The organism is Pseudomonas sp. Irchel 3A5, from assembly GCF_900187575.1.
GTDB lineage: Bacteria > Pseudomonadota > Gammaproteobacteria > Pseudomonadales > Pseudomonadaceae > Aquipseudomonas > Aquipseudomonas folii.
Genome location: NZ_FYDU01000003.1, coordinates 422,292 through 434,700, shown reverse-complemented (window position 1 = coordinate 434,700; position 12,409 = coordinate 422,292). Strand labels below are relative to the sequence as shown.

The following is a 12,409-nucleotide window of genomic DNA, read 5'->3' as shown; positions in this document are numbered from 1 at the left end:
AAGGCGTAATTGCAGCTTATACATACGCTGACTGATACTACGCTTTCGCGGGCAAGCCTCGCTCCAACAGGTCAGACAACGCTGATGTATCTATTCAGGCCTTCCGGTCATGATCTCCCCGCCAAGCTTCTTCAAGCCTTGGCACCCTGGCGTAACGCGCCTGCATGGCACATCGGTTTCTCTGGTGGTCTTGATTCCACTGTCTTGCTTCACCTTCTGGCTGGACTCGCCAAACGCGAAAATTTACCGCCGTTAACCGCTATCCATGTCCATCACGGCCTCCAGGCTGTCGCTGACGCCTGGCCGCTGCATTGCCAACAGGTTTGCGAGGCGCTTGGCGTTTCTTTGCAAGTAATCAGCGTGCAGGTGAAGTCGGGCGCAAGCCTTGAGCAGGCAGCGCGTGAGGCGCGTTATAACGCGTTCAGTGAGTGCCTTGCTGAAAATGAAGTGCTGCTGACGGGGCAACATCAGGACGATCAGGCTGAAACCCTGCTGTTCAGATTGTTGCGAGGCACCGGAGTGCGGGGGCTGGCGGGGATGCCGGTTAGCCGCAGCTTGGGGCAGGGGCAGCTAGTCAGGCCCTTGTTGAGTATTTCCCGGGAAGAGCTGGAGGCCTACGCCCGCGAGCACCATCTGCTGTGGGTCGAAGATCCCAGCAACGAAGACTCTCATTATTCGCGCAACTACCTGCGCAATCAGGTGCTGCCCGCATTGAGATCCCGCTGGCCGCAGGCAACCGCAAATATGGCGCGCACGGCCGCCCACCTGAATGAAGCGCAGCAGTTGCTTGAGGAACTGGCCCGGGTCGATCTCGCGTCGGCCGAATCCAGCCATGCATTCGATTGGCTAGAGCTTCCCTCGCTGGCCTTGCCCGCCCTGGCTGGCCTTTCGCCCTCGCGCCAACGCAATGCTCTGCGCCATTGGCTGGCCCCGCTGACGCGTCTGCCGGACAGCGATCATTGGGTTGGCTGGGAGACTCTGCGAGACGCAGGGCAGGGCGGGCACCCGGTATGGCGTTTGGCCGATGGCGAGTTGCATCGTGATCAGGGGCGCATCTGGTGGCTTTCCGACAATTGGCTAAAACCCCTGATGCCGTCCGCTCAGCCATGGACGGATGCGCGGCATGCGCTGAAGCTGCCCGATAACGGTCAGCTTTTCATTGACGGTGAACTGCCTTCCGGAGTGCTGGAGGTTCGCTATCGCCAGGGAGGAGAAGTTCTCAGTCTGCCCGACCGCGGACATCGCGATCTCAAGCGTCTGCTCAATGAGCGCGAAATACCGATATTTGTCCGCGGCCGATTGCCGCTGCTGTTCCGTAGCGGCGAAATTCTGGCGGTGGCAAACCTGCCTGCGCTCAATGTTTGCGGCCATGAAAGCTTCATCCTGCGCTGGGTGCCGCCGACGAATGACCAAAGTTTGAGCTGAAAGCCCAATTCCGGTAGACTACGCTCCCTTCTTGATACAGCTTCTGTGGATCCTTTTGGATCGACATGAGTTGCCGGTTACCAACCAGTCTTTGCTGGATGATTCTTGACATGTGGCGCGCAATTGACAGGCTTTTTCAGTCAGTCCGTTTCAACGCAGCAGTTCGGGAGTTCACCGTGAGTTTTGTCGGTAATCGGGGGCTTCGGCCTTCCTTCGCTTTCCCCGGCGGCTCTGACCGCTTTAACGCAGACTTCTAGGGTTTTTCATGACGCGCTACATCTTCGTCACGGGCGGTGTTGTTTCTTCATTGGGGAAAGGCATTGCCTCGGCTTCATTGGCGGCCATCCTGGAGGCGCGGGGACTTAAGGTCACCATGCTCAAGCTTGACCCCTACATCAACGTCGATCCGGGTACCATGAGCCCGTTCCAGCACGGTGAGGTGTTCGTTACGCATGACGGCGCTGAAACCGACCTGGACCTTGGCCACTACGAGCGGTTCATCCGCACGACCATGACCCAGAACAACAACTTCACCACTGGCCGTGTGTACGAACACGTCCTGCGCAAAGAGCGCCGTGGTGATTATCTGGGTGCGACCATTCAGGTTATTCCGCACATCACCGACGAAATCAAACGCCGGATCATCAAGGGCGCAGGCGATGCCGACGTCGCTCTGGTCGAGATTGGCGGCACCGTGGGTGATATCGAATCGCAACCGTTCCTGGAAGCGATCCGTCAGTTGCGCTTCGAAGTGGGCGCCAAGCGCGCCATGCTGATGCACCTGACGCTGGTTCCTTACATCGCGACCGCTGGCGAAACCAAAACCAAGCCGACCCAGCATTCGGTGAAGGAGTTGCGTTCCATCGGTCTGCAGCCTGACGTTCTGGTATGCCGCTCAGATCACCCGATCGACATTTCGTCGCGTCGCAAGATCGCTCAGTTCACCAACGTGGAAGAGCGTGCCGTTATCGCGCTGGAAGACGCCGATACCATCTACAAGATTCCGGGCATCCTGCACTCCCAGGGCCTCGACGATTTCGTCGTCGAGCGCTTCGGTCTGCAATGCAACAGCGCAGACCTGTCCGAGTGGGACGCTGTGGTAGACGCCAAGCTCAACCCTGAGCATGAAGTCACCATCGCCATGGTCGGTAAATACATGGAGCTGCTGGACGCTTACAAGTCGCTGATCGAAGCGATGAGTCACGCTGGCATCACCAACCGTACCAAGGTCAATCTGCGCTATATCGACTCTGAAGACATCGAGAACCAGGGCACCGCGCTGCTGGAAGGTGTCGATGCGATTCTGGTTCCAGGCGGCTTCGGTTTGCGTGGCGTTGAAGGCAAGATCACTGCCGTTCAGTTTGCTCGTGAAAACAAGGTTCCGTATCTGGGTATCTGCCTGGGCATGCAAGTGGCCGTGATCGAGTACGCTCGTAACGTGCTGGGCTGGAAAGACGCCAACTCCACCGAATTCGATCGCAACGGCGCGCACGCCGTTGTGGGTCTGATCACCGAGTGGGCTGACGCCACTGGCGCTGTTGAAACCCGTACCGAAAGCTCCGACCTGGGCGGCACCATGCGCCTGGGGGCTCAGGAGTGTCAGCTTGAGCCGGGCTCGCTGGTGCATGACTGCTACGCCAGCGACGTGATCGTTGAGCGTCATCGTCATCGCTACGAAGTGAACAACAATCTGCTGCCGCAGTTGCTGGAAGCCGGCCTGAAAGTGTCGGGTCGTTCCGGTGATGGCGCGCTGGTCGAAGTGGTCGAAGCACCAGATCATCCATGGTTTGTGGCTTGCCAGTTCCACCCTGAGTTCACCTCGACACCTCGCGACGGTCACCCGCTGTTCAGTGGCTTCGTCAAGGCTGCACTTACTCAACACAAGAAAAATTCTTGATTCGGGAAACTCAGAACATGGCTCAGAAAACTATCCGCGTAGGCTCAATCGACATCGCCAACGACAAGCCAATGGTGCTTTTTGGTGGCATGAACGTTCTTGAGTCCCGGGACATGGCCATGCAGATTTGCGAGGAGTACGTACGGGTTACCGAAAAGCTCGGTATCCCTTATGTATTCAAGGCCAGTTTCGACAAAGCTAACCGTTCGTCGATGCACTCTTATCGTGGTCCGGGCCTGGAAGAGGGCATGCGGATCTTTGAAGAAGTCAAAAAGACCTTCAATGTGCCGTTGATCACTGACGTGCATGAGCCAGAGCAGGCGAAAGTCGTTGCTGAAGTCTGCGACATCATTCAGTTGCCGGCTTTCCTGTCGCGTCAGACCGATCTGGTGGTTGCCATGGCCCGCACTGGCGCTGTGATCAACATCAAGAAAGCCCAGTTCCTTGCCCCTCAGGAAATGAAACACATCCTGAGCAAGTGCGAAGAAGCCGGTAACGACCAATTGATCCTCTGCGAGCGCGGCACCAGTTTTGGCTACAACAACCTGGTTGTGGACATGCTCGGCTTTGGCATCATGAAGCAGTTCAACTACCCGGTATTTTTCGACGTGACCCATGCCCTGCAGATGCCGGGCGGTCGTTCGGACTCTGCTGGCGGTCGTCGTGCGCAGGTATTGGAACTGGCGAAGGCTGGCATGAGTCAAAACCTCGCTGGATTGTTCCTTGAAGCTCATCCTGATCCGGACAATGCCAAATGCGACGGCCCTTGCGCCTTGCGTCTGGACAAGCTGGAGCCATTCCTGGCGCAGCTCAAGGCGCTGGATGAGTTGGTCAAAAGCTTCCCGGCAGTAGAAACCGCTTAAATCGGACTTCTCCGGCAGGTTAGCCTCCGGTAAAGTGCCGCACGCTTACATCCCCCGACCTCAGGTCGGGGTTTGTCGCTCTAAGGTCTGCCCTGTAATGAGCCCTTGAGCGACAGGCATTTCCCAGCTGCGTCGTTTTCGTCAATCTTGGAGTGTTTACAACAATGGCAAAAATCGTCGACATCAAAGGTCGTGAAGTTCTCGACTCCCGTGGCAATCCCACCGTGGAAGCAGATGTGCTCCTCGACAACGGCATCATCGGCAGCGCCTGCGCTCCGTCCGGTGCTTCAACCGGCTCGCGCGAGGCGCTGGAGCTGCGTGATGGCGACAAGAGCCGTTACCTGGGCAAGGGCGTTCTCAAGGCTGTAGCCAACATCAACGGTCCGATTCGCGACCTGTTGCTGGGCAAGGATCCGGTCGACCAGCAAGCGCTGGACCGCGCCATGATTGCTCTGGACGGTACTGACAATAAAGCCAGCCTGGGCGCCAACGCGATCCTTGCTGTTTCTCTGGCCGCAGCTAAAGCCGCTGCCCAGGATCAGGACCTGCCGCTGTACGCGCACATTGCCAACCTGAACGGTACGCCGGGTGTTTACTCGATGCCGGTTCCGATGATGAACATCATCAACGGTGGCGAGCATGCCGATAACAACATCGACATCCAGGAATTCATGATTCAGCCTGTCGGCGCCAAGACCTTCTCCGAAGGCCTGCGCTGGGGCACCGAAATTTTCCATCACCTCAAAGCTGTGCTGAAGGCTCGTGGCCTGAACACTGCCGTCGGTGACGAAGGTGGTTTCGCCCCCGACCTCAACTCCAATGCCGATGCACTGGACGCCATCGCCGAAGCTGTTGCCAATGCGGGCTACAAGCTGGGTACCGACGTGACTCTGGCACTGGACTGCGCGGCCAGCGAGTTCTACAAGAACGGCAAGTATGTGTTGAGTGAAGAAGGCGAGTACGATTCCGCCGGTTTCGCTGACTACCTGGCTGATCTGGTCAGCAAGCACCCGATCATCTCCATTGAAGACGGTCTTGATGAGTCCGATTGGGATGGCTGGAAGATCCTCACCGACAAGATCGGTGACAAGGTGCAACTGGTAGGTGACGACCTGTTCGTGACCAACACCAAGATCCTGAAGGAAGGTATCGACAAGAAGATCGGTAACTCGATTCTGATCAAGTTCAACCAGATCGGTACCCTGACCGAAACGCTGGAAGCCATTCAGATGGCCAAGGCTGCTGGTTACACCGCTGTTATCTCGCACCGTTCCGGCGAAACCGAAGACTCTACGATTGCCGATCTGGCAGTGGGCACCTCTGCAGGTCAGATCAAAACCGGTTCGTTGAGCCGTTCCGATCGTATCTCCAAGTACAACCAGCTGCTGCGTATTGAAGAGCAACTGGGTTCGAAGGCGGTATATCGTGGTCGCGGCGAGTTTCTCGGCTGACACCGAGATGGTAAAAAGACAGCCGGTGCTGTGACAATCACCTGCTTTCCCGGATGATTGATCAGCATTGATGCGGCTTGCACCGCTATAGAGCCTGGCCCCGCCAGGCTCTATGCCCTCAGTCCCTGTTGTATTGTTGGCTTCACGTTGTCGGCTCTGCTGTCTTTTTTACTGGGTACCTGATATTCAATGCGCAGTCCTAACTGGTTGTTTCTCGTCCTGATCCTGTTGCTTGCGGGCCTGCAATATCGCCTGTGGGTGGGGAACGGGAGTCTGGCGCAAGTGGCCAGCCTTAATCAGCAGATCGCTGATCAACATGCCGAGAACGAAGCGCTGCTTGAGCGCAATCGGGTCATGGACGCTGAAGTGCTTGAATTGAAAAAAGGTATGGAAACCGTAGAAGAGCGTGCCCGTCATGAACTGGGCATGGTCAAGGACGGCGAAACGCTCTATCAGTTGGCGCAATGAAGCTGACCCTATGAACAAGAGCACTCTTCCTGCCTTCTGGGCAGTGATTCCTGCTGCGGGCATCGGTGCCCGTATGGCCGCAGATCGTCCCAAGCAGTACCTGCAACTGGGCGGCCTGACGATTCTTGAACACAGCCTGCTATGTTTCCTCGATCACCCCCGACTCAAGGGCCTGGTGATCAGTCTGGCTGTGGACGACCCTTACTGGCCCAATCTGCCGTGTGCGCTGGATTCGCGTATTACACGGGTCGATGGCGGCAAAGAGCGTGCGGATTCAGTGCTCAACGCGTTGCTGCATTTGCATGCTCAAGGCGCCGATGACGAGGATTGGGTACTGGTCCATGATGCTGCGCGGCCTAATTTGTCACGCTCGGACCTGGATAACCTGCTGGGCGAACTGGCTGATGATCCGGTGGGTGGGCTGTTGGCCGTGCCTGCCCGTGACACCCTCAAGCGCGCGGGACCTGATGGCCGGGTCACCGAAACGGTAGACCGCAGCCTGATCTGGCAGGCGTACACCCCGCAGATGTTTCGCCTGGGTGCTCTGCACCGTGCCTTGGCCGACGGCCTGGTTTCCGACGTTGCTATTACCGATGAAGCCTCTGCCATCGAATGGGCAGGGCAGTCGCCCAGATTGATCGAAGGACGCTCGGATAACATCAAGGTCACTCGTCCTGAGGATCTTGAATGGTTGCGTCAACGGCGTAGCGAATTTAATCGCTGATATTCGTGGATCTTGCTGGAGCGAGGCCTCTGCGCAATCCCAGGTCTTGGCGCAATGTCGTGGGACCGGCTTTAGCCGGGAAGAGGCCCTCACCGTCACTGAAATGTGTCGTCAGAAATATCGCCTTCCCGGCTAAAGCCGGTCCCACGTCAGCTTGCGGGCGAACTTAATATTTCCCACAGGTATGCCACCTACCGATACTCATCCCGCATCGCCAACCCCTCTTTCAGATAATCCACCAGCTTGCGCACTTTTGGCGAAAGGTGTCGTTGTTGGGGGTACAGCGCCCAGACTGCTGTATTCGGCGGTTGATGAGCTTCCAGCAGGGAAACCAGCGCGCCAGTGTTCAGATGGCTTAACACGTAATAATCCGGTAATTGACACAGTCCGACGCCGTGCAGCGCAGCATCCAGCACCGCCTGCCCGCTGTTGCAGCGCCAGTTACCCTGAACACGCTGGGAAAACTCCCGTCCGTTCTGTTGAAGTAACCAGGTGTCACTGCTGCCGATCAGGCAATTATGCCGACTGAGCTCCGACACACTGTGCGGCCGACCGTATCGCTCCAGATAGGATGGCGATGCGCACAGGTACATCCGGCGTGGAGCGAGGCGGGTGGCGACCAGGCGGGAATCCTGTAACCGGCCCAGCCTGATGGCCAGATCCAGCCCCTCATGAACCATGTCCAGCGTGTCGTTGTTCAACTGGATCTCCACCCGGATCTGCGGATACAAATCCATGAAGCGCGTCACCAGTGGTGTGATAAACCGCTCGCCGTAAGCCACGGCACAGGTCATACGCAACAGGCCTTTGGGTTCGCTGGTTAAATCACCTACCGCCCGCAAGGCTTCCTCGCGACCGTCCTGCAAGCGCTGGCAATGGTGTAAAAAAGTCTGGCCAGCGTCAGTCAATGCGACCCGTCGGGTGCTGCGATACAGCAGGCGGGTCTGCAAGCGTTCTTCGAGGCGGGCGATTTGCCGACTGATGTGCGAGGACGAAACGCCCATTCGTTCAGCTGCTGCCGTGAACTGGGCGCATTCAGCCACTGCGACGAACTCATCCAGGCCTTCCCAGCGGTTGATGTACATCGATTATCCCTGTTCAGCAATAATGTTTTGCTTTTGACTGGATTATTAACCAAACGGCAGTGCTTTACACTCTGTCCATTGTTTTAACCTCGTTGGAGAAAGATTGATGATCAAGTCACGTGCTGCTGTTGCTTTTGCCCCCAATGAACCGCTGCAAATCGTTGAAGTCGACGTTGAAGCACCAAGGGCCGGTGAGGTATTGATTCGCACAGTCGCCTCCGGCGTTTGCCACACTGATGCTTACACTTTGTCCGGTGCCGATTCTGAAGGCGTATTCCCGTGCATCCTGGGGCATGAGGGTGGCGGTATTGTTGAAGCCATCGGCGAGGACGTTACTTCCCTGGCAGTGGGCGATCATGTGATCCCGCTGTATACCGCCGAATGCCGCGAGTGCAAGTTCTGCAAGTCCGGCAAAACCAACCTTTGCCAGAAAGTCCGCGCCACTCAAGGCAAAGGCCTGATGCCTGATGGTACGACCCGTTTCAGCTACAACGGCGAGCCGGTTTACCACTACATGGGCTGCTCGACGTTCTCCGAGTACACCGTGGTGCCGGAAATTTCCCTGGCGAAAATCCCTAAAGAAGCCCCACTGGAAAAAGTCTGCCTGTTGGGTTGTGGCGTCACCACCGGCATCGGTGCTGTGCTCAATACTGCCAAAGTCGAGGAGGGTGCCACTGTCGCTATCTTCGGTCTGGGTGGTATCGGTCTGGCTGCGATCATTGGTGCGAAAATGGCCAAGGCTTCCCGGATCATTGCAATCGATATCAATCCGGCGAAATTCGACGTGGCCCGTGAACTCGGTGCGACTGATTTCATCAATCCCAAAGATCACGAAAAGCCGATTCAGGATGTGATCGTTGAGTTGACTGACGGCGGTGTCGACTACAGCTTCGAATGTATCGGCAACGTGAACCTGATGCGTGCCGCGCTGGAATGCTGCCACAAAGGCTGGGGCGAGTCGGTGATCATTGGGGTGGCCGCATCCGGTCAGGAAATCGCAACCCGTCCGTTCCAGTTGGTGACCGGTCGCGTCTGGCGCGGTTCGGCATTTGGCGGTGTTCGTGGTCGTACCGAGTTGCCAAGCTATGTCGAGAAGTCTCAGACAGGCGAAATCCCTCTGGATACCTTCATCACCCACACCATGGGTCTTGAAGACATCAATAAGGCGTTCGACCTGATGCACGACGGCAAAAGCATCCGCACAGTCATTCACTTTTAAGCAGTTGCAAGCTTCAAGCGACAAGCTACAAGAGGGTTCCGCGCCTCTTGCAGCTTGAAGCTTGTAGCTTGTGCCTGGGAGTTTACGACCATGGCTCTAGAGAATATTTCCTGTCAAAAAAGCTTTGGCGGCTGGCACAAGCGTTACAAGCATCATTCCGACGTGCTCGGATGCGACATGGTGTTTGCTGTCTATCTGCCGCCGCAGGCGGAGCAGGGCGGCAAGTTGCCGGTGCTGTACTGGCTTTCCGGTCTGACCTGTACCGATGAAAACTTCATGCAGAAGGCAGCAGCGCAACGGGTCGCGGCTGAGCTGGGTTTGATCATCGTTGCGCCTGACACAAGCCCGCGAGGCCCCGGTGTTGCAGGTGATCCTGATGGCGCGTGGGATTTCGGCCTTGGTGCCGGATTCTATCTCAATGCCACCCAGGAGCCTTGGGCCAGGCATTACCGCATGCACGATTACGTGGTGGACGAGCTGCCCGCTCTGGTCGAAGAGCATTTCCCGGCTTCGCAAGCGCGGGGGATCAGTGGCCACTCCATGGGCGGTCATGGTGCGTTGATCTGCGCGTTGCGTAATCCAGGGCGCTACAAATCGGTCTCGGCGTTTTCGCCGATCACCAATCCGATGGATTGCCCTTGGGGGCAGAAAGCCTTTTCACGCTATCTGGGCGAAGAGCGTTCACGCTGGCGTGAATGGGATGCCACAGTGCTGATCGCCGATGCACGCGAGAAGCTGCCGATTCTGGTGGATCAGGGGGATCGCGATGATTTTCTCGCCAATCAGCTTAAGCCTGAGGCACTGGTTCAGGCTGCGAAGGCGGCGGGTCACCCTCTGACTTTGCGCATGCAGCCCGGTTACGACCACAGCTATTTCTTCATCGCCAGCTTTATTGAAGATCACCTGCGGCATCATGGCGACGCGTTGAACAGCTAAGCGTCGACAAAGTAGGTAGAATCACGCCCTGACTTTTTTCAGGGCGTTTTTTTATGCGTATTGGCCATGGCTATGATGTGCACCGTTTCGCTGAAGGCGACTTCGTCACCCTGGGTGGCGTGCGCATTACTCACCGGTTCGGCCTGCTCGCTCATTCCGATGGTGATGTTTTACTGCACGCCTTGAGCGATGCACTGCTCGGCGCCGCCGCACTGGGTGATATCGGCAAGCATTTCCCGGACACCGATCCGCAGTTCAAAGGCGCTGACAGCCGCGCGTTGCTGCGCCACGTCTTGACGCTGGTAAAGGGCAAAGGCTGGAAGGTCGGCAACGTAGACGCAACGATTGTTGCTCAGGCACCGAAAATGGCCCCTCATATCGAATCCATGCGCGCATTGATCGCCGAGGATCTTCAAGTCGGGCTGGATCAAGTGAACGTCAAGGCGACCACCACTGAAAAGCTCGGCTTCACCGGTCGCGAAGAAGGCATCGCCGTTCACGCCGTTGCGCTGTTGCTGTCCGCATGACCGAATCAGAACTGCTGGGCCCGCAAGCTTATGGCCCGCCGCTGGGTAGCGCGGTGCTCAAGGCGACTGCCGAGGATTTTCAGGTCGATGAAGTGCTGGACATCCCGCTTTCCGGCGATGGCGAGCATTTATGGTTATGGGTCGAGAAACGCGGCCTCAACACCGAAGAAGCCGCCCGCCGTCTGGCGCGTGCCGCTGGCGTGCAGCTCAGGACTGTCAGCTACGCGGGTCTGAAGGATCGCCAGGCGCTGACTCGTCAGTGGTTCAGCATCCAGCTGCCGGGCAAGGCTGACCCAGACCTGAGTTCGGCCGAAAACGAGACCCTGAAGATTCTTCAAAGCACCCGTCACAAGCGCAAACTTCAACGCGGTGCTCACGCTGCAAACGGCTTCACACTGCGCCTGACCCGGTTGAATGTCGACAAGGAGGCGCTGAACGCGCGACTTGAGTTGATCGCCAAGGGCGGAATCCCTAATTACTTCGGTGTTCAGAGATTTGGCTACCAAGGTGGAAATCTGGGCGAGGCGCGCGATTATGCTGCTCGTCAGGCTTTGCCGGAACAGCGTGCAGTGCGTTCCCGACTGTTATCGACGGCCCGTAGCTACCTGTTCAATCAGGTCCTGGCGGCGCGGGTTGCTGATGGTTCATGGCAGGTTGCACAGGTGGGTGACTTACTGGCGTTCACCGACAGCCGCAGTTTTTTTCCGGCGGGCGTAGATGAATGCAATGACCCCCGGCTGGCGATTCTCGATCTGCATCCGACCGGTCCGCAATGGGGAGAAGGCCCATCGCCAGCCTCCGGGGCCACGGCTGCACTGGAAAACGATGTGGCCAATCGCGAGTCGGCACTGCGCGACTGGCTCACAAGAGCGGGAATGGAGCACGAACGACGCATCCTGCGACTGCCCATTGGCCGGTTGACGTGGCATTATCCCGAGCCTGACATTCTGCAACTGGAATTCGTCCTTCCGCCCGGATGCTTCGCCACCGTATTGGTGCGCGAACTTGTTGATCTGGCGCCGGTTGGGCAGACGGACAGCTCATGCGTATTCTGATTTCTAACGATGATGGGGTCGCTGCACCCGGTCTCGCTGCGTTGTATGCGGCGCTGGCCGATTACAGCGAATGCGTGGTGATCGCCCCCGATCAAGACAAAAGCGGTGCCAGCAGCTCATTGACGCTCGACCGGCCTTTGCATCCCCATGCCCTGGCGAATGGTTTCATCAGCGTCAACGGCACGCCGACCGATTGTGTGCACCTGGGCCTGAACGGGTTACTGGAAGTGCAGCCGGACATGGTGGTGTCGGGTATCAATCTGGGCGCTAATCTGGGGGACGACGTGCTGTATTCTGGCACCGTGGCGGCAGCGCTTGAAGGCCGATTCCTCGAAAGGCCTTCATTTGCCTTCTCGTTCCTGTCACGTCAGCCGGATAACCTCGCGACTGCTGCGCATTACGCGCGACTGCTGGTAGAGGCTCATGAGCTGCTTGATTTGCCGCCGCGCACAGTCTTGAACGTGAATATTCCCAATCTGCCCCTCGATCATATTCGGGGCATTCAATTGACCCGTCTTGGTCATCGGGCGCGAGCTGCAGCGCCGATCAAGGTCGTCGACCCACGGGGTCGGGCCGGCTACTGGATTGCAGCTGCCGGTGACGCAGAGGATGGCGGTGCAGGCACGGATTTTCATGCAGTGATGCAGGGCTATGTTTCTGTTACCCCCTTGCAGCTTGATCGTACTTACCAGGACGGGTTCGCTAGCCTGAACAAATGGCTGGAGGGCCTTCTTTGATGTCGCGCGAGCAAGATGATCT

At 57.5% G+C, this 12,409-nt stretch carries 12 protein-coding genes; 11 read left to right on the top strand and 1 reads right to left on the bottom strand.

Annotated elements, in window-relative coordinates; genetic code table 11:
* Positions 1 to 84 precede the first annotated feature (84 nt).
* The 6 genes from tilS (at position 85) to ispD (ending at position 6,828) form a co-directional block, all read left to right on the top strand.
* Complete coding sequence (tilS, locus tag CKW31_RS06765) at positions 85 to 1,425, top strand: tRNA lysidine(34) synthetase TilS (protein WP_095093584.1); 1,341 nt, start codon at positions 85 to 87, stop codon at positions 1,423 to 1,425.
* Between the two features lie 265 nt (positions 1,426 to 1,690).
* Positions 1,691 to 3,322: a CTP synthase gene (locus CKW31_RS06760; RefSeq protein ID WP_095093583.1), complete on the top strand. Its 1,632-nt coding sequence runs from the start codon at positions 1,691 to 1,693 to the stop codon at positions 3,320 to 3,322.
* 17 nt (positions 3,323 to 3,339) lie between these two features.
* Positions 3,340 to 4,185, top strand: coding sequence for a 3-deoxy-8-phosphooctulonate synthase (gene kdsA / locus CKW31_RS06755; RefSeq protein WP_027898794.1), 846 nt, complete (start codon positions 3,340 to 3,342; stop codon positions 4,183 to 4,185).
* A 164-nt stretch (positions 4,186 to 4,349) separates the two neighbouring features.
* On the top strand, positions 4,350 to 5,636 hold the full coding sequence (gene eno / locus CKW31_RS06750; RefSeq protein WP_095093582.1) for a phosphopyruvate hydratase: 1,287 nt from the start codon (positions 4,350 to 4,352) through the stop codon (positions 5,634 to 5,636).
* Between the two features lie 189 nt (positions 5,637 to 5,825).
* Entirely contained in the window at positions 5,826 to 6,104 is a 279-nt protein-coding gene (gene ftsB / locus CKW31_RS06745; RefSeq protein ID WP_087273934.1) for a cell division protein FtsB, read from the top strand.
* 10 nt (positions 6,105 to 6,114) lie between these two features.
* Complete coding sequence (gene ispD / locus CKW31_RS06740) at positions 6,115 to 6,828, top strand: 2-C-methyl-D-erythritol 4-phosphate cytidylyltransferase (protein ID WP_095093581.1); 714 nt, start codon at positions 6,115 to 6,117, stop codon at positions 6,826 to 6,828.
* Between the two features lie 191 nt (positions 6,829 to 7,019).
* Here the strand turns inward: ispD and CKW31_RS06735 are convergent, their stop codons facing one another.
* Positions 7,020 to 7,907: a LysR substrate-binding domain-containing protein gene (locus CKW31_RS06735; protein WP_176469812.1), complete on the bottom strand. Its 888-nt coding sequence runs from the start codon at positions 7,905 to 7,907 to the stop codon at positions 7,020 to 7,022.
* A gap of 112 nt (positions 7,908 to 8,019) precedes the next feature.
* Here CKW31_RS06735 and CKW31_RS06730 point away from each other — a divergent pair, with 112 nt between their 5' ends.
* The 5 genes from CKW31_RS06730 (at position 8,020) to surE (ending at position 12,387) form a co-directional block, all read left to right on the top strand.
* Positions 8,020 to 9,132, top strand: a complete 1,113-nt coding sequence (locus CKW31_RS06730; protein ID WP_095093579.1) for an S-(hydroxymethyl)glutathione dehydrogenase/class III alcohol dehydrogenase — start codon at positions 8,020 to 8,022, stop codon at positions 9,130 to 9,132.
* 90 nt (positions 9,133 to 9,222) lie between these two features.
* Complete coding sequence (gene fghA, locus CKW31_RS06725) at positions 9,223 to 10,068, top strand: S-formylglutathione hydrolase (protein WP_095093578.1); 846 nt, start codon at positions 9,223 to 9,225, stop codon at positions 10,066 to 10,068.
* Between the two features lie 53 nt (positions 10,069 to 10,121).
* Positions 10,122 to 10,595, top strand: coding sequence for a 2-C-methyl-D-erythritol 2,4-cyclodiphosphate synthase (gene ispF / locus CKW31_RS06720; protein ID WP_095093577.1), 474 nt, complete (start codon positions 10,122 to 10,124; stop codon positions 10,593 to 10,595).
* Complete coding sequence (gene truD, locus CKW31_RS06715; protein ID WP_095093576.1) at positions 10,592 to 11,650, top strand: tRNA pseudouridine(13) synthase TruD; 1,059 nt, start codon at positions 10,592 to 10,594, stop codon at positions 11,648 to 11,650. The genes ispF and truD overlap by 4 nt, the downstream gene beginning before the upstream one ends.
* Positions 11,638 to 12,387 carry a 5'/3'-nucleotidase SurE gene (surE, locus tag CKW31_RS06710; protein WP_095093575.1) on the top strand — a complete coding sequence of 250 codons (750 nt, stop codon included), beginning with the start codon at positions 11,638 to 11,640 and terminating at the stop codon, positions 12,385 to 12,387. The genes truD and surE overlap by 13 nt, the downstream gene beginning before the upstream one ends.
* Positions 12,388 to 12,409 lie beyond the last annotated feature (22 nt).

Bases quoted from the DNA above. Each gene is read 5' to 3' on its own strand.
- tilS (WP_095093584.1), top strand. From the start codon at position 85: ATGTATCTATTCAGGCCTTCCGGTCATGATCTCCCCGCCAAGCTTCTT.
- CKW31_RS06760 (WP_095093583.1), top strand. From the start codon at position 1,691: ATGACGCGCTACATCTTCGTCACGGGCGGTGTTGTTTCTTCATTGGGG.
- kdsA (WP_027898794.1), top strand. From the start codon at position 3,340: ATGGCTCAGAAAACTATCCGCGTAGGCTCAATCGACATCGCCAACGAC.
- eno (WP_095093582.1), top strand. From the start codon at position 4,350: ATGGCAAAAATCGTCGACATCAAAGGTCGTGAAGTTCTCGACTCCCGT.
- ftsB (WP_087273934.1), top strand. From the start codon at position 5,826: ATGCGCAGTCCTAACTGGTTGTTTCTCGTCCTGATCCTGTTGCTTGCG.
- ispD (WP_095093581.1), top strand. From the start codon at position 6,115: ATGAACAAGAGCACTCTTCCTGCCTTCTGGGCAGTGATTCCTGCTGCG.
- CKW31_RS06730 (WP_095093579.1), top strand. From the start codon at position 8,020: ATGATCAAGTCACGTGCTGCTGTTGCTTTTGCCCCCAATGAACCGCTG.
- fghA (WP_095093578.1), top strand. From the start codon at position 9,223: ATGGCTCTAGAGAATATTTCCTGTCAAAAAAGCTTTGGCGGCTGGCAC.
- ispF (WP_095093577.1), top strand. From the start codon at position 10,122: ATGCGTATTGGCCATGGCTATGATGTGCACCGTTTCGCTGAAGGCGAC.
- truD (WP_095093576.1), top strand. From the start codon at position 10,592: ATGACCGAATCAGAACTGCTGGGCCCGCAAGCTTATGGCCCGCCGCTG.
- surE (WP_095093575.1), top strand. From the start codon at position 11,638: ATGCGTATTCTGATTTCTAACGATGATGGGGTCGCTGCACCCGGTCTC.